Below are 20,208 nucleotides of genomic sequence, written 5' to 3' on the forward strand. Positions count from 1 at the left end.
GAACGGGAGGGGAGGGATGCCGCGGCCCCCTCCCCTCCGACGAGCCCGCTCAGTCCGCGGCGATCGCCAGCCCGCCCGCCGGCACGACGACCGACGTGACTCCCTGCGCCGCCGCCGTCCGAACGAGTGCGCCGGATGCGTCGTACACCCGCACGGTCGTGGGGCGCCCGTCCGTTCCGACGTCCGTGCGCTGCGCGGCGAGGGCGCTCGAGTGCACCAGCTCGGTGCGGGCCGTGTCGCCGCCGAGCACGAGACGCGAGATCCACGGGCGCACGATGATCCCGTCCAGGACGAGCTCGCCGCGCTGCGCGGTCACCGAGACCTCGCGGCGGTCGGCCGAGACCGGGGCCGTGAGACCGTACGGCAGGAGCGCGCCCGGCGTCGGCGAGATGCCCTGCTCCGGGCCGGTGACCCGCAGCAGACCCGCGGACCGCCAGGCGGAGGTCGTGCTCTGCCCCGGCGCGGTCCACACCACCGGCTCGATCCACCGTCGCCACTCCGCCGTGCCGATGTCCCACGTCGCACTCTGCCGCGGCGACAGCGTCAGACGATCGCCCGACCAGCTCGCCTCGCCCGTCCACGACGACTCCGGCGTCGAGACGGTGCCGTCCGTACGGGTCGCGTCCTCCGCCTCGACGTACGAGAGCCCGACGCGGTCCTCGACGTCCGTCAGCTGCGTCGCGCGCGCGGCCACGTCCGGGTGCGCGTCGAGCGCGAGGGCGGTGAGCAGACCGTGGATCGTCGACTCGGCGCCGCTGTTGCGGTTGATGCTGCCGTCGGCCTGTAGACCGTCGAAGGTCACCCCGGTGGCCGGGTCGTACATCGGCTCGCCCGCACGGTTGGCGCCGAAGAACCAGGCGGCCTGGATGCCGGCGAGCTCGGCGAACGCTGTCGACCCGGTGACGTCGGCGAGCGCCAGCAGCGACTGCACGCGGGAGTCGGCCCCGTAGGCGATCTGCACGCGGTCGGTCGGGCTCGGGAACCAGCCGTTGTCCGGTCCGCCGGCCGTCAGCAGCGTCGTGGTGAAGCTCGTCGCGTCCGTGACCGCCGGGGCGAGCAAGGCGTCGTCGCCGAACAGGTCGCCGGCCGCGGCGAGCGCGGCGGGCATCTGCGATCCCCACGAGTGCCAGGCCGCGGGCGACTGCGCCCAGGGCAGCACCGCCCCGTAGGGCCACTGGCGGGTGTCTCCGGATGCCATCGCCGCCACGCCCTCGGCCAGCCGGCGGGCCGCGGTGGCCGAGTCCTCGTCGCCGGCGCGAACGGCCGCCGTCAGCCCGAGGACCGCCTCGGCCGTGGCATCCGCCCCGTCCACGATGAGCCACGCGGGGACGCGCATGCCGTCGGCCGTCGTGAACTGCCCGTACTTCGACAGCACATCGCGCTCGATCGCGCCGCGCGACAGCGCGAGCCGCTCCTTCAGGAAGGCGGCGAAGGCGGGGTCGTCGTCGGCGAAGGCGGCGTAGCCCTCGCCGAGCGCCCAGACGGTGCGGGCGAGCCAGTAGCTCGGGCCCGAGTCGGACGGGTCCGGCAGCTCGACGGGCTCGGCGGACGCGTTGAGCTCGCCGTCGGGCTGCATCCAGAGGACGACGTTCCCGGCGTCCGGGCCCTCGGTCGTCTGGTGGTAGGCGACGGTCCGCAGCAGCTCGTACGCCTTCTGGCGGCTGTCGGCGTCGCCGGTCTGCTGCCAGTGGCGCACGTAGACGACGGCGGCCCGGGTGTTGTCATCGGCGTTGTAGGCGCCCTGGCCCCACTCACCGGTGACCGGGTCGAGCGGGCCGCCGCCGACGCGCTGGAAGGTGCCGCCGTCGCGTGCGTCCGCGTACGTCCACGGCGCGAGCAGCGTCGGCTCCTGCTCCAGGCGGTAGGTCGTGTGGCCCGGGACGTCGGCCGGTGGGGTGGCCTCGTCGAGGAGGAAGTCGAGGTGGTCGAGGGTCGTCAACGGCCCGGCGGCCGTCTGCGCCGGCCGGGTCGCGAGGGCGTCCGAGGCGGCAGCCGGGGCGGCGACCGACAGGGGCATCGCGAGGGCGACCGCGCCGACGACGGCGAGGCCGCGCGCACTCCATCGTGCGTTCATGGGGGATCCTTTCGCAGGGGGTCAGTACACAACGCGGGGGCCGGGTTCGTCCAGAGGGGAACCCCGACTCCCCCGCGTCGGTCCGCGCCGCACCGGTCATCGTCGGCCGGCGGGGCGGACGTCTCAGTCGGTGCGCTCGAGCAGGGCGACGCCGATCTTGGAGTCCGCCATCCCGTAGAAGACGAAGTGGCGTCCTTCGATCTCCTCGATGGCGGTGGGGAACACGACGTTCGGCACGATGCCGCTGCGCTCGTCGTCGGTCTCGGGGGCCAGGAGCGGCTCGGGCGTCCGCGCGATCACGCGGCTCGGGTCCGTGGCATCCAGGATCAACGCTCCCGCCGCGTAGTTGACCTTCTGCTGCTGCGAGAACGCGCTGTCGATCACGCCGGTCACTCCGTGGTGCAGCACGAGCCACCCCTCGGGGATGCGCAGCGGCGGCGGACCGCCCCCGATCTTGACCTCCTCGAACGGGAACTGCGGCCCCGCCACGAAACGGTGCTGCTCCCAGAGGACGAGGTTCGCGAGGTCCTCCCGGACGGATGCCACCGGCACATAGCTGATCCAGATCGACTGCCGCTCCTCCTCGATACCCGCCGGCACCCGGACGCCCTGCCCGGGCTTCGTCTCGCCGACGTCCCACATCGGACGGTGGAGGACCGCGAAGGCCTCGGTCCCGTCGGGGGCGGTCACCGGCTCGGGGAAGAAGACGGTGTCCTTGTTGTGGAAGAGGTTGAGGTCCATGTCCAGGTCCTCCTGGTACCGGAAGAGCACCGGGCCCAGGCGCCGCCACTCGCGGAGGTCCTCCGACACGGCGAGCGCCGTGCGCGGGCCGAGGGGACCGTATGCGACGTACGTCATGACGTGCAGTCCGAGTGCGGGGATCCACGTCGTGCGCGGGTCCTCGGTGCCGGCGTTGCCGACCCCGCGCTCCCACCCCCGGTCCGGGGCGAGCACGACGCCCTCCCGTTCGACGCCGACGGGGATGCCGTCCTCGACGACGACGCGGGCCAGGCCGACACGAGAGACGTTGCCCTCCGCGACCAGGCGCGGAAGCAGGTAGAGCTGACCGTCGGGGCCACGGCCGGACGCGGGGTTGAGCACGCCCTCCGCCTCGTCGGGGTCGCCGGGCTGAGGGGTCATCACCACCCCGACGCGCGTGAGGCGGTAGGGGACGGGGGATTCGGGGGTCATTGTCATCCTTTCACTCCGGATCCGAGGTCGTTCGAGGTGAAGTAGCGCTGGAAGATCAGGAACAGCGCCACCGCGGGGGCGGCCAGCACGACGGCGCCGGCCATCATCGCTCCGAACGGGTTGGTCGTCGACGCGGCGATGGTGGAGATGAAGTTGGCCAGCGACACCGCGAGGGGCTGCATCGACGCCTCCTTCGTGATGAGGAACGGCCAGAGGAACTCGTTCCACGGACCGATGAACGTCAGCAGCACCGCCGTCAGCAGCGCCGGCCGCACGAGGGGAAGGGCGACGCTCCACAGGAGGCGGAACTCCCCCGCGCCGTCGATGCGGGCGGCGTCGAACAGCTCCTTGGGCAGCTGCAGGAAGTACTGCCGGAAGATCACCACCGCCGTGGAGTTGATGAAGAACGGCAGGATCATCCCGAGGTAGCTGTCGCTCAGCCCGTAGTCCCGGGCGATGAGCACGTAGAGCGGGATCATCAGCAGCTGGAACGGCACGACCTGCACGAGCAGGACGAGCGCGAAGGTGGCCGACCGGCCGCGCCACCGGAGCACCGCGAGCGCGTAGCCGGCGAGGACGCCGAACACGATCGTGCCGAGGATCACGCCGCCGGTGAAGATGCCCGAGTTCGCCAGCCCCTGCAGCAGGTCGATGCGGCCGTCGATCGCCGTGTAGTTCGCGGTCGTGAGGTTGGACGGGTGCGGGAACGCCCCCGAGATCGACGGGTCGGGGCTGGTCTGCAGCGACCCGACGACCATGTAGTAGAAGGGGAACAGGAACGCCAGGGCCCCGACGCTGAGGACGGCGTAGGTCGCGATCTTGCTCTTCACGACTCCTCCCTTCCCACGAACCGGCGCTGCAGCAGCGCGATGACGAGCACGAAGACGATCAGCACCACGCCGATGGCCGCGGCCACGTCGGGGTTCTGCTGCTCGATGCCCTTCTGGTAGATCAGCAGCACGGGCGAGGTGGAGGCGCCGTTGGGCCCCCCGCCGTTCGTGAGCAGATAGGGCTCGGTGAAGAGGTTGGCGCCGGTGATGGTCGCCAGCAGCACCACGAGGAACGTCGCGGGACGCACCCCCGGCACGGTGACGGCGAAGAACTGGCGGATGCGGCCACCGCCGTCGACCGCGACGGACTCGTACAGCTCGCGCTGCACGTTCTGCAGAGCCGCGAGGTAGAGCAGGATGTAGAACCCCAGCCCCTTCCACGTGACGAAGAGGGCGATCGTCGGCATCGCCAGCGACGAGTTGACCAGCCACGACGGGTCGGGCGCCAGCGGGCCGAGCGCGTTGTTGACCAGACCCGTGTTCGAGAACAGGAAGAGCCAGACCGCGACCACCGCCACCGAGGCGGTCACGTACGGCACGTAGAACGCCACGCGGAAGAACGTCCGGGCGCGCACCACGCGGTCCAGCGCCGTGGCCAGCAGGATCGACAGCACCACGGTGAGCGGCACGTTGATGAGCAGGAAGATGCCGACGTTGCCGAACGACCGCCAGACGGCGGGGTCGCTCAGCGCGGTCACGTAGTTGTCGAGGCCCACGAACGGGCGGTCGACCTGGGCACCCGGCGCGGTGAAGAAGTAGTCGTGGAACGACATCCACACCGCGAACACCACCGGGTACGCGAAGACGATCCCGACGAACACCAGGTAGGGGGCCGAGAACAGGATGCCGAGAGGCTGGGCCCCGAACGGGCGGCGCCGCCGGCGTCGGTCCGTGTCGGCCTCCGCACCCGGGGCGCGGTCCGGCCGCCCGGGGTCTCCCCCGGTGCGACCGGCCGTGCCGGCGACGCTGGCCGACATGTCAGCTCCCCGCCAGCTGGTCGATCTGGGTCTTGGCATCCGACAGGAAGGTCGACACGTCGCCCTCGCCGAAGATGACCGCCTGCGAGTAGGCGTCGCGGAAGGCCTGCCAGATCTCGACCGAGTTCTGCACGTTGGGCACCTCGACGGTGCGCGCGGCCTGGTCGCCGAACTGCTCATAGGCGGGGTTCTCGGCGAAGTACTCCGCGTAGGTGTCGGTGAGGTCCTGCCGCAGCGGCATCTGCCCGGTCTCGTCGAGCCAGATCCCGTCCTGCTCCTCGCTCGTGGCGAACTTCAGGACGTCCCACGCGGTCGCCTTGTTCTCGCACGCGGTGAACAGGCCGACGTTCTTCGCGTCGCTGAAGGTCCACGTCTCGTCGGCCGGGGTGCCCTGCTCCGTGGGCACGGGCACGGCACCCCAGTTGACGCTGTCGCCGTAGACCGAGACGGCCCATGGGCCGACGATGGCCATCGCGGCCTGCCCGTCGGCGAACGCGTCGCCCTGGTACTGCTCGTTGCCGGCCAGCTGCTCGCTGTAGATCGTGCGCCAGAAGTCGGCCACGGCCTCGCCGTTCTCGTCGTCGAAGGTGGCCTGGCCGTCCTCGACGAGCTGCGTGCCGCCGGTCTGCGCCGCGTACAGCGGGTAGAAGTCGAACCAGGACTGGAAGAACTCGCTCGTCGGGGCCGGGTTGATGGCGTAGGGCGAGACGCCGGCGCTCGTGAGCGTGCGCGCCGTCTGCAGGAATTCGTCGTATGTCCCCAGCGCGGGGTTCTCGGGGTCGAGTCCGGCCTGTGCGAAGAGGTCCTTGTTGTAGAAGATCATGACCGGGTTGCTCTTCCACGGCAGCTGGTAGAAGCCGCCGTCGTCGGAGCGGTACTGGTCGGCGAGATCGCCGCTGCGCTCGGTGATGTAGTCCTCGCCGTCGGGGAAGTCCGACAGATTCACGAGGCCGCCCTGGCGCTGGAAGCCCGGGACGGCGGCGGGCGAGGTGTTGAAGATGAGGCACGGGGCGTTGCCGGCGGTGATGGCCGCGCCGATCACCTCCTCGCTCGAGGAGCCGGCGGGGATCTCCTGCGCGGTGATCTGCTCGTCCGGGTGGTCGGCGTTCCACGCCTCGACCATCTGCTCTCCCCAGGCGATCTCCGCGTCGTTGTTGGAGTACCAGATGGTGATGTCGCCGCGGGAGTCCATGCCTCCCCCGGCTCCGCCGCCGCCTCCGCTGCATGCGGAGAGGGCGAGGATGCCGGTGGCGGCTGCTGCTGTGGCGAGAATGCGTCGTCGCATGTCTTCCTCCTTGGTGGGTGCGGGGCGAGACCCGCGGTACGTCAGGTCGAGGGCGCCTCGTCGGGCGCGGAGGCGCGCCGGGGGCGCGCGGGGCTGCGGCCGTCGCGCGGAGCGCCGGTGGAGGCGCGCACGATGAGACCGGGGTCGGGCAGCATCAGCTGCTCGGGCTCGGCGCCGCCGATCGCGGCGAGCAGCGCCCGGGCCGCGGCAGCGCCCCAGCCGCGGGCGTCGGTGGAGACGCTGGTCAGGGCCGGGTACAGGTGCCGGCCGAGCTCGACGTCGTCGAAGCCGGTGATCGACAGGTCGCCCGGCACGTCCAGGCCGCGGCGCTGGGCGACCCCGAGACCGGCGATGGCCATGTTGTCGTTGGAGTAGACGATGGCGGTCGGTGGGTCCGCGGCATCCAGAAGCTCGTTCGTGGCGCGGGCGCCGTCGGCGGCGCTGAAGTCGGTGTGCACGACACGGGCGCGGATGCCACGGGCCGCAGCGGCGTGGGTGAAGGCGGCCGTGCGGTGCCGTCCGTGCAGCATGTCGGTGGGTCCGGCGACGTGGGCGATGTCGTGATGCCCGAGATCGGCCAGGTGGTCGACCGCCAGGCGGATGCCGGCACCGTCGTCGACGGACACGGAGGTGAAGGGGCTGGTGACGTCGGGCACGCCGAGGGTGACGGCGGCGGTGCCGAGGCTCGCGACGAGGTCGATCCGCGGGTCGTCGGCACGCAGGTCGGAGAGGATGACGCCGTCGACCCGGCGGTCCGCGACCAGGCCGCGGTAGGTCTCGGCCTCCTGCCGGCCGGGGGTGGCGGCGGCGAGCACGAGCACCTGCCCCGAGACGGAGAACTCGTCCTCGACGCCCGCGATGAACGTGGGGAAGAACGGGTCGGCGGCGATGACGTCGGGGCTGCGGCCGATGACGAGGCCGCAGGCGAACGCGCGGCCGACGCTCAGCGAGCGCGCGCGGAGGCTGGGGCTCCAGCCCATCTCCGCCGCGACGGAGAGGATGCGTTCGCGGGTGTCGGCGGCGACGCCGGCGCGGCCGTTGAGGGCGAAGGACACCAGACCCTTGCTCACGCCGGCGCGGCGGGCGACGTCGGCGATGGTCGGTCGCGTCTCATTCGTCATCGGTCACTCCGTCGTGTCGATTCCGGCCCTAAACCGGTTCAGTTGGTCCAGACTAAACCGGTTCAGGCGTCGCGTCAACGGCCCGTCCCGCACCGCCCCGTCGTCCTCCGGGGTGCGTGGGGCGGGTTCTCCGAACGGGGCGGATGACACGCGCCCCGGCCGCCGGAACGCGCCCCGAACGGGGCGACGGGATCGGCGACCGCATGCCGCGACACGCAAGACCCGAGGCGCAACCCCCGGCGCGCGCGGATCGCCATCGGTACCGTGGCGACATGAGCGAACGCGAATACGACCTCATCGTCATCGGTGCCGGCCCCGTCGGCGAGAACGTCGCCGACCGCGCCGTGCAGGCGGGACTGACCGCCGTCATCGTCGAGTCCGAGCTCGTCGGCGGCGAGTGCTCGTACTGGGCCTGCATGCCGTCGAAGGCGCTTCTGCGCAGCGGCGCGGCCCTGCGCGCGGCGCGCGACGTCGACGGTGCGAAGCAGGCGATCACCGGCGACCTCGACGTCGCCGCCGTCCTCCGCCGCCGCGACACGATGACCAGCGACTACAACGACTCCGGACAGGTCGAGTGGCTGCAGGGCGCCGGCATCGACCTCGTCCGCGGACACGGGCGCCTCACCGGCGAGAAGACCGTGCAGGTCACCGCCGAGGACGGGACCACCACCGACCTCGTCGCGCTCCACGCCGTGGCCGTCTGCACGGGATCGGCGGCGCTGCTTCCCGGCATCCCGGGCCTGTCCGACATCGAGCCGTGGACGAGCCGGGAGGCCACGGCCGTCCAGCAGATCCCCCGTGCGATCGCGATCCTCGGCGGCGGAGTCGTCGGCGCCGAAATGGCGACCGCGTTCCAGACCCTCGGCTCCGAGGTGACGATCATCGCCCGCTCCGGCCTCCTCGGCGGGAACGAGCCGTTCGCCGGCGAGCTCGTCGCGGCGTCGTTGCGCGACCGCGGTGTCACGGTGAAGACCGGGGTGGATGCCACCGGTGCCCGCCGCGGAGACGACGGCGCCAAGGTGCTGGAGCTCTCCGACGGGTCCACCGTCACCGCCGACGAGGTCCTCGTCGCGACGGGCCGCACGCCCCGGACCGAGGACCTCGGCCTGGACGCCGTCGGCCTCGCCGCAGGCGAGTGGCTCGACGTGGACGACACGCTGCGCGTCCGCGGCTTCGACTGGCTGTACGCCGTTGGCGACGTCAACCACCGCGCACTGCTGACGCACCAGGGCAAGTACCAGGCCCGTGCCGCCGGCGACGTCATCGCCGCTCGGGCGCAGGGTGGCGAGGTGGACGACGCCCCGTGGGGCGCGCACGTCGCGACCGCCGACCACGACGCGGTGCCGCAGGTGACGTTCACCGACCCGGAGGTGGCGTCCGTCGGCCTCACCGCCGCGAAGGCCGAGGAGAAGGGCCTGAACGTGAAGGTCCTCGACTACGACCTGGCGAGCGTCGCGGGATCGAGCGAGCAGTCCGACGCGTACGTCGGCCAGGCGCGCGCGATCGTCGACCTCGACCGCGGCGTGCTCGTCGGCGCGACCTTCGTCGGTCCCGACATCGCCGAGCTGCTGCACTCCGCCACGATCGCGATCGTGGGTGAGGTCCCGGCGAAGCGGCTGTGGCATGCGGTGCCGTCGTACCCGACGGTCAGCGAGGTGTGGCTGCGGCTGCTGGAGACGCTGGGTCGCGATTCCGCCTGACCGCGGACGCTGCCCCGCTGTTCTCTCCCGCGTCACGGAAGTGGCCCCGCGGCCACTTACGGCGCCCCGGGGCCACTTCCGGCGCCCCGAGGCCGCACACAACCGCGACGGGGCACCGGCCGAGCGTCAAATGGCCGAACGCCGAGTGGTCCCGGGGCCACCTACGGCGCCCCGGGGCAACTTCCGGCGCCCCGAGGCCGCACACAACCGCGCCGGCGCACCGAGCAGTCGAGCGCCGAGCGCTGAGTGGCCGAACCTGAGTGGCCCAGCGCCGAGTGGCACAGCGCCTCGTGGCACAGCGCCTCGTGGCACAGCGCCGAGTGGCACAGCGCCTCGTGGCACAGCGCCTCGTGGCACAGCGCCGAGTGGCCCCGGGGCCACTTCCGGCGCCCCGGGGCCACTTCCGGCGCCCCAAGGCCGCACACAACTGCGCCGGCGCACACCGAGCAGTCGAGCGCCGAGCGCGAACACGAGTGGCACCAAGTGGCCCCAGCGCCGAGTGGCACAGCGCCGAGTGGCACAGCGCCGAGTGGCCCCGGGGCCACTTACGGTGCCCCGGGGCCACTTCGGGCGCCCCACCCCGCCGCCGGCCGGACAAACGGCGACCCGCGGCTCAGTGGAAGAAGTGGCGCTCCCCCGTGAAGAACATCGTCACACCGGCCGCGCGCGCGGCGTCGACGACCTCCGCGTCGCGGACCGAACCGCCGGGCTGGATGATCGCGGAGATGCCCGCGTCGATCAGCACCTGGGGCCCGTCGGCGAAGGGGAAGAAGGCGTCGGATGCCGCGATCGACCCGGCCGCCCGGTCCCCGGCGCGCTCCACCGCGAGGCGGCACGAGTCGACGCGGTTGACCTGGCCCATGCCGATCCCGACGGTCGCCGAGCCCTTGGCGAGCACGATCGCGTTGGACTTGACCGCGCGGCATGCCTTCCAGGCGAAGATGAGGTTCGTCATGTCCTCCGGCGCGGGACGCTCGCCCGAGACGAGCTCCCAGTCCTTGGCGACGGACTCGATGTCGGCGGGGAACCGGTCGGCATCCTGGAGGAGGAGACCGCCCGACAGAAGCCGCACGTCCATCCGCTCCTGCTGCCAGTCGGCGGGAAGGCGCAGCACGCGCAGGTTCTTCTTCAGCGCGAACACCTCGAGGGCCTCGGGCTCGAAGTCGGGCGCGACGATGACCTCGGTGAAGATGTCGCGGAGGTTCTCGGCCATCTTCAGCGTGACGGTGCGGTTGGCGGCGATGACGCCGCCGAACGCCGACACCGGGTCGCACTCGTGCGCGCGCAAATGGGCCGACGCGATCGGGTCGAGCGCGTTCGGCGCCGCGACGGCGATGCCGCACGGGTTGGCGTGCTTGATGATGGCGACGGCCGGCTTGACCATGTCGAACGCGGCGCGCAGGGCGGCGTCGGCGTCGACGTAGTTGTTGTACGACATCTCCTTGCCCTGCAGCTGGGTCGCCTGGGCGATGCCGTGACCGCCGACGCGGGAGTAGATGGCCGCGCGCTGGTGCGAGTTCTCGCCGTATCGCAGCGTGCTCAGGCGCTCGGCCTGGATGGTGAGGTGCGCGGGCAGGTCGATGTCGTCGCCCAGCGTCCCCTCCGCGAACCACGTGGACACGGCCGTGTCGTACGCGGCGGTGTGCGAGAAGGCGCGGGCGGCGAGCTCGCGGCGCTGCACGAGCGAGGTCCCGCCGTCGGTGCGCAGGGCCTCGATGATCGCGGGGTACGACTCGGGCGAGACGACGATCGCGACGTTCGCGTGGTTCTTCGCCGACGCGCGCACCATGGCGGGGCCGCCGATGTCGATCTGCTCGACGACGTCGTCGCCCTGGGCACCGGATGCCACGGTCTCGACGAACGGGTACAGGTTGACCACCACGAGCTCGAAGGCCCGGATGCCGAGCTCTTCGAGCTGCGCTTCGTGCGAGGCGAGCCGCAGATCGGCGAGCAGGCCCGCGTGCACGTTCGGGTGCAGCGTCTTCACGCGACCGTCGAGCGACTCGGGGAAACCGGTGACGGCGGAGACGTCGGTGACCTCGTATCCGGCCTCGCGCAGAAGAGTGGCCGAGCCGCCGGTCGACACGATCTCGACGCCGGCGCCGGCGAGCGCCTCGGCGAGCACGAGCAGGCCGGTCTTGTCGCTGACCGACACCAGCGCGCGGCGGATCGGGACGACGTCACGGGGACGGTAGTCGGCGGGGTCGTGGCGGGGTCCGGCCATGCTGCGGCTCCTGTGTCTCGTGTCGGGTTCTCGGGGCGCGACGGACGGATGCCGTCCCGCGGGTCAGACGGTTCGGGGGGCGGATGCCTCGGCGGCGAGGTCGAGGTCGCCCTCGGCGATCCGCCGGACGACGTCGATGAGCAGACGGCGCTCGACGGGCTTGATGCGCTCGTGCAGCGCGTCCTCGTCGTCGCCGGGGAGGACGGGGATCCGCTCCTGCGCGAGGATCGGCCCGGTGTCCACGCCGCTGTCGACGACGATGACGCTCGCCCCGGTCTGCGTGACGCCGGCCGCGAGTGCGTCGCGCACGCCGTGCGCGCCGGGGAACTCGGGCAGGTACGCCGGGTGCGTGTTGATGATGCGCGGCTCCCACTGCGCGACGAGGTCGGCGGGGAGCAGACGCATGAGGCCGCTCAGCACGACGAGGTCGGGCTGCCACACGGCGAGCTGCTCGCCAAGCTCCGCCCCCCACTCGTCACGCGAGGCGAACGACGAGTACGGGACGAGGAAGGTGGGGATGCCGAACTCCTCCGCGTGCGCGAAGCCGGCGGCCTCGCGATCGGCACCGACCGCGATCACGCGCGCCGGGAAGTCGGGGGCGGAGGCCGCCTCGAGCAGGGCGCGGAGGTTCGAGCCGGTGCCGGAGATGAGGACGGCGACCGTGAGCACGCCGACAGTCTACGGGGATGCCTCCGCCCGCACCGGACCACCGCGGAGACGGCGGGCGGACACCGCGACGGCGAGACGGGCCGCGGCCGCCCGCCGGGTCAGCGGTCGCGCGGCTCGTCGCCGGAGCGGCCCCACTCCGGGGAGGCCCAGGCGTCGCGGATGCGCGCCCGCACCTCGTCGTCGCTGAGGTCGGCGGTGTCCGCGGCCGGCCCCGCGTCCGCGCGGGGCACCGGCGCCGTGGGCCAGGCGTGGTCGACGTCGGACCCGATGCCGCTCGGCCCCGGTGACGGCGCCGGGTCGGCGGCATCCCGCGTCCTGTCGTCGCCGGGCCGGGCGGGGACGACGGGGTGCTCGCCGGTGTGCGGGTCGAAGAGGGAGCGCGGGATCACGGGGGTGCGGGTCGCGGCGGGGCGGGCCGGCGCGATCTCCGCGACGGGCGCGCCGACGCGCGGCGACAGCAGCAGGATGGCGAGGCCGACGAACACCTCGAGACCCAGAGTGAGGGCGAGGGGACCGGGTTCGGGACCGGTGTCGGCGAGACGACCGGGGCCCATGGACCCGCGCGCGAGGACCGCGAGCAGCGCCCCCGCCCCGCCGGTCAGCGCGGCCACGGCGACCGCGACGGTGAGCCGCGGGCCGACGGGCTCGGGGTCGCGTGTCGCGGGCAGGTGCGCTCGCAGGATCCACCCGGTGAGCGCGCCCACGCCCACGGGCAGCAGCACGAGCAGCAGCAGCCAGGGCGTGGTCGTCTCGGGGACGGCGCCGAGGACCGGGATGCCGGGGAGCACGCCGACCTGCGTCCCCGCCGGGGTGACCGCGGTGTCGGTGCCAACCGCGAACCCCGGACCGGCCGCGAAGGACAGGCCCCACACGACGAGCGTGGGGAGGTAGGTCAGCTGCGCCAGCGCGATCACGGTGGCGCCGACGGCGTCGACGTTCATCGCCTGGAAGAGCGCGATGATCTGCGTGCTCCCGGCGACCAGCCCCACGACGACGATGAGCGCCCCCACCGAGACGACGCCGAGCACGCTCACGCCGAGCCCCCGCGCGATCAGCGCGGGCACACGCCCCCACGGTTCCGGCAGGTCGTCGAGGCGGACGCGGAGGGCGTCGATCGGGCCCTCGTCGCCGACCCGCCACGACCCGACGATCGCCCCGAGCAACGCGGGCACCGCGAAGAGGAGGGCGGGGAACAGGATCGCCTGCCAGGTCTCGGATGCCACGAGCGGCGCCCCCGACGACAGGGCGATGAGCGCGGCCAGACCGGCGAACACCGCGGAGCCCGAGACCCAGCCGGTGACGGCGGCGCCCGCCTCGGCCGCGCGGACGCCGGAGCGGGCCGCGAACAGGCCCGTGAAGACGGCGAAGGCGAGGGGTGCGAGCGACAGGGTGAAGGTCGCGAGCGCCGGGTCGATGCCGGTCGCGGCCAGGTACGCGTCGGGCAGGGTGACCGTGATCGGCACCAGGTGCCCGAGGTGCCAGACGGCGGCGGCGGCGGGCCAGAGCGCCGTCCAGTCGGGGTCGCCCAGACCGACGACCCACAGGAGGGCGAGCGGTGCGAGGACGACGGCGATGCCGCCGGCGGCCGCCAGGGCGGCGTCGAAGGCGGCGAGGAGGGCGACGATGAGACGGTGCATGGGCGAGAGCGACCCTACCCGCGGCGCGTGTGCGGCCCGTCCAGGCGCGGCGGGCGGACCCGGCTTCGCCGCTCGTCGCGGGGCCGGAGCCCGCGCAGCACGCGGGGCCGGCCTCAGCGAACGGCGGCGACCGGTCGTCGCGCGGCCGCCCACCGCTCCCACACCACGGTCGCCAGCCGCGGGTCGGCCCCGATGGGAGCGGTCGTCGCGTCCGCGCCGGCCGCCTCGATCACGCGCGAGAAGTGGCCGGGGGCAAGCACGTAGCTGGCGGCGACGGTGCGGTGCCCGGCGGCGCGGGCCGTCTCCACGGCCGCGGCGATGCGGGGATCGGATGCCGCCGCGTAGGCCGCGATCACCGGCCCCTCGACGCCGGCGGACCCGAGCAGGTCGGCCATCCGCTCGACGTCCACGACGGCGCCGGGACGCGTCGATCCCGCCGCCGCGAGGACGACGGCGTCGCCCGGCTCGGTCCCGACGGCCCGGACGCGGTCGGCGAGGATCTCGGCCAGCACGGGATGCGGTCCGAGCGCCGGGGCGACGGGGATGCCGTCGGCCGCCTCCACCAGATCGACCTCGGTGTGGTAGCCGGTCGAGAGCAGCAGCGGCACGATGACGATGTCGTCGGTGCGCTCCCGCGCCGCCGCGACGACGTCGGTCACGTACGGCCCGTGCACGTCGACGTAGGCCTCGTGCACCTCGACGCCCGCGGGGGCGGTGTCGCGGAGCACCTCGAGCAGCGCGCGGACGACGACGCGCCCCTCCTCGAACCGCGTCCCGTGGGCGCAGGCGATGAGCACAGCGGTCATGAGTCCTCCTCGTCGATCACATCGAGCCGATAGCCGCGCTTGTACACGGTGCGCACGAGGTCGAGCCCGCCGAGGGCCTCCCGCGCGCGGGCGACGGCGACCTCGACCGCGTGCCCGCTCGCCCCGGCGTTCGAGAGCGCGGCGATGAGATCCGTGCGCGAGACCACCGTCCCGGGTTCGCGCGCGAGCGCGCGCAGGATCTCCACGCCCGTCCGCGGCAGCGGCGTGAAGGCGCCGTCCAGGACGATGCCGGACGACCGGATGCCGAGACGTCCCGCGGTCGTGGGGATGAGCGGCGCGTCGACGCCGCCGTAATGCGTCACCACGGCCCGTACGAGCGCCCCGAGGCGTCCGCGGTCGGGCACGAGCGGGTCGATCCCCGCCTCCACGAGCGGACCCGCCGTGATCGGTCCGACAGCGGCCACGAGCAGCCGACCGTCCGCCGCCCGCGCGGCGATGCCGGGCAGCGCGTCGGCGCGCTCCGCGGCGAGGATCCACTCCCGCGCGGCGGGGGCGGAGGTGAACAGCACGGCGTCGATCTCGCCGCGGGCGACCTGACGCGTGGATGCCGCGACGATCTCGGGGTCGGGCGGCGGCCCCCAGCGGTAGATGGTGAGGCTCGTGACGCGCGCGCCGGCGTCGGCGAACGCCTCGTCGAGGCCGTCGGCGCCGGAGCCGTGGTGCTGCACGGCGACGTGCAGCCCCTCGATGCCCTCGGCCACGAGGAAGTCGCGCAGCTCCGCCGAGGTCTCGCTCTCGGCGACCCAGTCGGCCTCGAACCCGGCCTGCTGGATCGCCCCGCGGGCCTTGGGGCCGCGCGCCACGATCCGCGCTCCGCGCATCACCGCGCCGAGGTCGTCGTGCAGCCCCGCCTCGTCGGCGGTCTCCATCCATCCGCGGAAACCGACGCCCGTGGTCGCGACGACGATGTCGGGCGGGTCGTCCACGAGGGCCCGCGTGTGCGCGATGAGCTCGTCGTCGTCGACGTGCGGGACGATCGTCAGCGCAGGCGCCACGCGGACGCGGGCGCCGTGACGCTCGAGCGCGGCCGACAGCTCCCCCGACCGGCGGTCGACGGGGAGCAGCACGGTGCACCCGAGGAGCACCGTGCTGATCGTCCGCGCGGGCGTCGTCACCCCACGCCCTCGCCCTGGGCGACGACCGCGGGCAGCAGCAGCTCGGCGCGGGCGACCTCGCCGAACACCAGGACGGCGGGGTTGCGGAGGCCGTGAGCCGCGGCATCCGGGACCGCCCGCTCCATCGTGGAACGGATGGTGCGCTGCTGCGGCGTGTGCCCGTTCTCGATGAAGGCGACCGGCCGATCCGCCGGCGCACCCGCCGCCCGCGCCGCGTCGACGAAGCGGGCCAGGCCGCTCACGCCCATCAGGGCCACCACCGTGGCCGTGTCGTCCCGCAGGGCCGCCAGCGTCGCGGGGCTCGGACTCTCCTGACCGTTCACAACGTGCAGAGTACCGGCGACACCGCGATGCGTGACCGGGATGCCGGCGCTCTCGGGCACCGCGATGGCGCTGCTGATCCCGGGGACGACCTCGACCGGCACACCGGCCGCCCGGCAGGCGATGACTTCCTCGCCGCCGCGGCCGTAGACGAAGGGGTCGCCGCCCTTCAGGCGCACGACGCGGAGGCCGCGAGACGCGCGGTCGACGAGGATCGCGTTGATCTCGTCCTGCGGGACCGGGTGGTGGTGGGGGCGCTTGCCCACGTCGACGAGCTCCACATCGTCGCCGAGCTCCGCCAGGACGCCGGTGGGACCGAGGCGGTCGTGCACGACCACGTCGGCCGCGGCGAGGAGCGCGCGACCGCGGACGGTCAGCAGGTCCACCGGGCCGGGGCCGCCGCCGACGAGGGCGACGCTCCCGACGAGCGGGCGGCGACGACGACGCAGCGGCAGCCGTCCGGCCGCCAGACCGTCGGCGATGGCGTCGCGGACGGCGACGCTCCGGCGCGGGTCCGCCCCCGCGGTGGAGACGACGCCGACCAGCACGTCGTCGCTCGTCGTCTCGGCCGCGAGCCGCGCGGTGCCCTTGCCGCCGTGACCGGCGTTCACGCACCACACCCGGCGCGCCTCGGCCGCGTCGACGACGAGGGCGTCCACCGTGGCCGATCCCGTGGCCGTGTGGCAGAACCAGGCGTCGTCCAGATCGGAGGCGTCGAACGGGCGCGCCGCCCAGTCGATCGTCCCGGCGGCGGCGAGCGCCGCGAGCCCGTCGGTCACCTCCGGGGCGACGACGCGGATGCGCGCCCCGGAGGCCCGCAGCCGGGCGATGCGCCGCTCGGCGACGCGTCCGCCGCCCACGCACACGACGAGGCGGTCGGTGAGGTCCAGTCCGGCCAGAGCGATCATCGGGCGTCTCCTTCGATCTTGACGAACACGTCGCCGTCGGTCACGGCCACCGGGTGCGTGCGCACCGCGAGCGGCTCCTTGCCCTGCGTGTCGAGGCAGGCGCCGGTGCGCAGGTCGAACACCTGCTTGTACATCGGCGAGGCGACCGTGGGCACGCCGTCGCGGTCGCCGACGATGCCGCGCGAGAGCACTGCCGCGCCGCTGAACGGGTCGACCTGGTCGGTGGCGAACAGGCGCCCGTCGTAGGTGCGGAACAGCGCGATCTGGCGGCCTCCGATGAGGGCGGCGGCCCCGCGCTCGACGAGGAGGTCGTCGACGCGGCAGACACGGACCCACGCGGATGCCACGGGGGACGCCGACCGGGAGGGGGCGGCATCCGGGATCCCGCCCTCCTGCGGCGGGGCGGAGGGGGTGACGTCGGTCATCGTCATGAGCGCACCGCCAGGGTCGTGCCGCCGATGAGGACGGCGCCGGAGGAGCGCTCCTCCGCCGTCGCGGGACGGGGCTGCCCGCGCTCGGCGACATAGGCGAGGGAGGGGTCGGCGACGTCGGGGGCGTTGACGAAGCTCTCGAAGCGTCGGAGCTTGTCGGGGTCGGCGAGGGTGGCCGCCCACTCGTCCTCGTAGGCGTCGACGTGCGAGGCCATCGCGCGGTCGAGGTCCTCCGCGATGCCGAGGCTGTCGTCGAAGACCACGGCCTTGAGCGCCTCGAGGCCGCCCTCGTAGTCCTGCGCCCAGGGCGCGGTGCGCTGCAGCCGGTCGGCGGTCCGGATGTAGAACATGAGGAACCGGTCGATGGCCCGCAACAGGCCCTCGTCGTCCAGGCCCTCCGCGAACAGCTCCGCGTGACGCGGCGTGAAGCCGCCGTTGCCGCCGACGTAGAGGTTCCAGCCGGCCTCGGTCGCGATCACGCCGATGTCCTTGCCGCGGGCCTCCGCGCACTCGCGCGCGCAGCCCGAGACGCCGAACTTGAGCTTGTGCGGGGAGCGCAGGCCGCGGTATCGCAGCTCGAGCTGCACGGCCATGCCGACGGAGTCCTGCACGCCGTAACGGCACCACGTCTGCCCGACGCACGACTTCACGGTGCGCAGCGACTTGCCGTACGCGTGCCCGGACTCGAAGCCGGCGTCGACGAGCCGGCGCCAGATGTCCGGCAGCTGCTCGAGCCGCGCGCCGAACATGTCGATGCGCTGGCCGCCGGTGATCTTCGTGTAGAGCCCGAAGTCCCGCGCCACCTCGCCGATGACGACGAGCCCCTCGGGCGTGATCTCCCCGCCCGGGATGCGCGGCACGACGCTGTAGCTGCCGTCGCGCTGGATGTTGGCCATGACGTGGTCGTTCGTGTCCTGCATCGTCGCGAGCTCGCCGTCGAGGACGTGCCCCGAGTAGAGGCTGGCGAGGATGCTGGCGAGCGCGGGTTTGCAGATGTCGCAGCCGCGGCCCTTGCCGAACCGCTGCACGATCGACGTGAACGTGCGCAGCTCCGAGACCCGGACCATGTCGAACAGCTGCGCGCGGGTGAAGGAGAAGTGCTCGCACAGCCCCGAGGAGACCTCCCGACCGGATGCCGCCAGCTCGGTGGCGACGAGCTTCTTCACGAGCGTGAAGCACGAGCCGCAGGCCGCACCGGCCTTGGTGCATGCCTTCACCTCGGCGGCGTCCGCGCACTGGTGCTCGGTGACGGCGTCGCGGACGGTGCCGGCGGTGACGCCGTTGCAGGAGCAGACGATGGCGTCCGCCGGGAGCTCCCCCTGGGCGGCGGGCGCCAGATCGGCCGGCAGGAGGTAGACGGCCGGGTCGCCGCCGAGCGCGCGCCCGACGAGCGGTCGGAGCGCTCCGTACGCCGACGCGTCGCCGACGAGGATGCCGCCGAGCAGCGTCTGCGCGTCGTCGCTGAGCACGAGCTTCTTGTAGACGCCGGACACCGGGTCGGCGTACGTGACGTCGAGGGCGTTCGGCGTCTCGGCGAACGCGTCGCCGAAGCTCGCCACCTCGACACCCGACAGCTTGAGCTTCGCGGACGTGTCGAAGCCGTCGAACGCGGCCTCTCCGTCGAGAAGGCGGGTCGCGGCGATCTCGGCCATGGCGTAGCCGGGGGCGACGAGACCGACGCACTGGCCGTCGTAGCTGGCGACCTCGCCGATGGCCAGGACGGCCGGGTCGGACGTCTCGCAGCCGGCGTCGATGACGACACCGCCGCGGGGGTCGACGCGCAGCTCGGCGGCGCGGGCGAGCTCGTCGCGCGGCCGCACGCCGACGGTGAAGACGACGACGTCGACCGGCTCCCAGCTCCCGTCACGCAGCTCGAGCCCGCACACGGCGCCGGTCTTGTCGGCATCCACCCGGGTCGTCACCGACGAGGTGCGCACGTCGATGCCGCGCTCCTCGATGAGCCGCTGCAGCGCCTTGGCCCCGCCGAGGTCGAGCTGCGCCGACATGAGGCGCTCGTTCGACTGCAGCACGAACGGCGCGACGCCCTCGGTCTGCAGCGCCCCGGCCGCCTCCAGTCCCAGCAGACCGCCACCGACGACGGCGCCGCGCAGGGGGCGTCCGAGCTCCGCCGAACGACGCGCGACCCAGTCGCGGAGGGCGATGACGTCGTCGAGCGTGCGGTACACGAAGCACCCCCGACTGTCGAAGCCGTCGAGGGCGAGCCGGGCGGCGTACGAGCCGGTCGCGAGGACCAGCCGGTCGTACGCGTGCACGTCGCCGGAGGCGGTGGTGACGGTCCGGTTCGCGCGATCGATCGACACGACGCGGGCGTCGGTCTCGACGCGCACCCGCTCGTGGGCGAGCGAGGCCGGGTCGAGCGCGAGGTCGTCGGCGCTCCGGCCGCCGAAGTAGCCGGTCAGTCCGACGCGGTCGTAGGGGGCGCGGCGCTCGTCGCCGAGCACGGTGACGCGCCAGCGACCGTCGACGTCGCGGGCGAGGAGGCTCTCCACGAAGCGGTGGGCCACCATGCCGGCGCCGACGACGACGACCGACGCTGGCGGGAGCATGTCGCCACCGTAGGAGGCGGACTTTGCGCTGTCGTCAGCAGCGTGTTTCGTTCCGGTTGCGGAGTTCGAGCGGGCCATGCCCCGACGCTAGGCAGACGACGTTTCTCCGGCCCGCTCCCCCGCGTTACCCCTCGCGAACGTTTCCCTCACCGGGGGCGCGCCGTGGTGTGAGTTTTGCGGGCGGGATGCCGCCGGTGTGGCCCCGGCCTGGGTTTCCGTGCGCGGGACGCCGCCGGTGTGGCCCCGGGGCCGGTTTCCGTGCACGGAAAACTGCCGGAGTGGCCCCGGGGCGCACAGAGTGGCCCCGGGGCCACTTTGCGCCTCAACCCCG

Annotated in this window: 15 protein-coding genes; 1 reads left to right on the top strand and 14 read right to left on the bottom strand. The window is 73.4% G+C overall.

Annotation, left to right across the window (positions count from 1 at the left end; all coding sequences use genetic code 11):
* Window positions 1-49: 49 nt before the first annotated feature.
* The 6 genes from ACO03V_RS11905 to ACO03V_RS11930 form a co-directional block, all read right to left on the bottom strand.
* Entirely contained in the window at window positions 50-2,074 is a 2,025-nt protein-coding gene (locus ACO03V_RS11905) for a hypothetical protein (RefSeq protein WP_423137726.1), read from the bottom strand.
* A gap of 123 nt (window positions 2,075-2,197) precedes the next feature.
* Window positions 2,198-3,265 (bottom strand): glycosidase, encoded by a 1,068-nt coding sequence (locus ACO03V_RS11910; RefSeq protein ID WP_423137727.1) that lies wholly within the window; start codon window positions 3,263-3,265, stop codon window positions 2,198-2,200.
* Window positions 3,266-3,267: 2 nt separating this feature from the next.
* Complete coding sequence (locus tag ACO03V_RS11915) at window positions 3,268-4,095, bottom strand: carbohydrate ABC transporter permease (protein WP_367729263.1); 828 nt, start codon at window positions 4,093-4,095, stop codon at window positions 3,268-3,270.
* Entirely contained in the window at window positions 4,092-5,072 is a 981-nt protein-coding gene (locus ACO03V_RS11920) for a carbohydrate ABC transporter permease (RefSeq protein WP_423137728.1), read from the bottom strand. Before ACO03V_RS11920 ends, ACO03V_RS11915 begins: the two co-directional genes overlap by 4 nt.
* 1 nt (window position 5,073) lies before the next feature.
* Window positions 5,074-6,357 carry an extracellular solute-binding protein gene (locus tag ACO03V_RS11925; RefSeq protein ID WP_423137729.1) on the bottom strand — a complete coding sequence of 428 codons (1,284 nt, stop codon included), beginning with the start codon at window positions 6,355-6,357 and terminating at the stop codon, window positions 5,074-5,076.
* 41 nt (window positions 6,358-6,398) lie between these two features.
* A complete protein-coding gene (locus ACO03V_RS11930) occupies window positions 6,399-7,478 on the bottom strand; it encodes a LacI family DNA-binding transcriptional regulator (protein ID WP_423137730.1) in 1,080 nt (359 codons plus the stop codon).
* Window positions 7,479-7,750: 272 nt separating this feature from the next.
* On the opposite strand from ACO03V_RS11930, the gene ACO03V_RS11935 reads away from it, so the two are divergent.
* On the top strand, window positions 7,751-9,178 hold the full coding sequence (locus ACO03V_RS11935; protein ID WP_423137731.1) for a dihydrolipoyl dehydrogenase family protein: 1,428 nt from the start codon (window positions 7,751-7,753) through the stop codon (window positions 9,176-9,178).
* Between the two features lie 613 nt (window positions 9,179-9,791).
* On the opposite strand, the gene purH is transcribed toward ACO03V_RS11935, so the two are convergent.
* From purH to nirB, 8 genes are all read right to left on the bottom strand, one after another.
* Window positions 9,792-11,402: a bifunctional phosphoribosylaminoimidazolecarboxamide formyltransferase/IMP cyclohydrolase gene (gene purH, locus ACO03V_RS11940; protein WP_423137732.1), complete on the bottom strand. Its 1,611-nt coding sequence runs from the start codon at window positions 11,400-11,402 to the stop codon at window positions 9,792-9,794.
* A 63-nt stretch (window positions 11,403-11,465) separates the two neighbouring features.
* Window positions 11,466-12,071 carry a phosphoribosylglycinamide formyltransferase gene (purN, locus tag ACO03V_RS11945; RefSeq protein WP_367729251.1) on the bottom strand — a complete coding sequence of 202 codons (606 nt, stop codon included), beginning with the start codon at window positions 12,069-12,071 and terminating at the stop codon, window positions 11,466-11,468.
* Between the two features lie 98 nt (window positions 12,072-12,169).
* Window positions 12,170-13,708, bottom strand: a complete 1,539-nt coding sequence (locus ACO03V_RS11950; protein ID WP_423137733.1) for a DUF6350 family protein — start codon at window positions 13,706-13,708, stop codon at window positions 12,170-12,172.
* A gap of 113 nt (window positions 13,709-13,821) precedes the next feature.
* On the bottom strand, window positions 13,822-14,514 hold the full coding sequence (locus tag ACO03V_RS11955; protein WP_367729248.1) for a sirohydrochlorin chelatase: 693 nt from the start codon (window positions 14,512-14,514) through the stop codon (window positions 13,822-13,824).
* Window positions 14,511-15,650 (bottom strand): uroporphyrinogen-III synthase, encoded by a 1,140-nt coding sequence (locus ACO03V_RS11960; protein WP_423137734.1) that lies wholly within the window; start codon window positions 15,648-15,650, stop codon window positions 14,511-14,513. The genes ACO03V_RS11955 and ACO03V_RS11960 overlap by 4 nt, the downstream gene beginning before the upstream one ends.
* On the bottom strand, window positions 15,647-16,879 hold the full coding sequence (gene cobA / locus ACO03V_RS11965; RefSeq protein ID WP_423137735.1) for a uroporphyrinogen-III C-methyltransferase: 1,233 nt from the start codon (window positions 16,877-16,879) through the stop codon (window positions 15,647-15,649). Before cobA ends, ACO03V_RS11960 begins: the two co-directional genes overlap by 4 nt.
* Window positions 16,876-17,310, bottom strand: coding sequence for a nitrite reductase small subunit NirD (nirD, locus tag ACO03V_RS11970; protein WP_423137736.1), 435 nt, complete (start codon window positions 17,308-17,310; stop codon window positions 16,876-16,878). The genes cobA and nirD overlap by 4 nt, the downstream gene beginning before the upstream one ends.
* The gene (gene nirB / locus ACO03V_RS11975) at window positions 17,307-19,877 is read right to left on the bottom strand and encodes a nitrite reductase large subunit NirB (protein ID WP_423137737.1); all 2,571 of its coding nucleotides are present in this window, start codon (window positions 19,875-19,877) and stop codon (window positions 17,307-17,309) included. Before nirB ends, nirD begins: the two co-directional genes overlap by 4 nt.
* Window positions 19,878-20,208 lie beyond the last annotated feature (331 nt).

It is taken from the genome of Microbacterium sp. HMH0099 (assembly GCF_049384025.1).
Classification (GTDB): domain Bacteria; phylum Actinomycetota; class Actinomycetes; order Actinomycetales; family Microbacteriaceae; genus Microbacterium.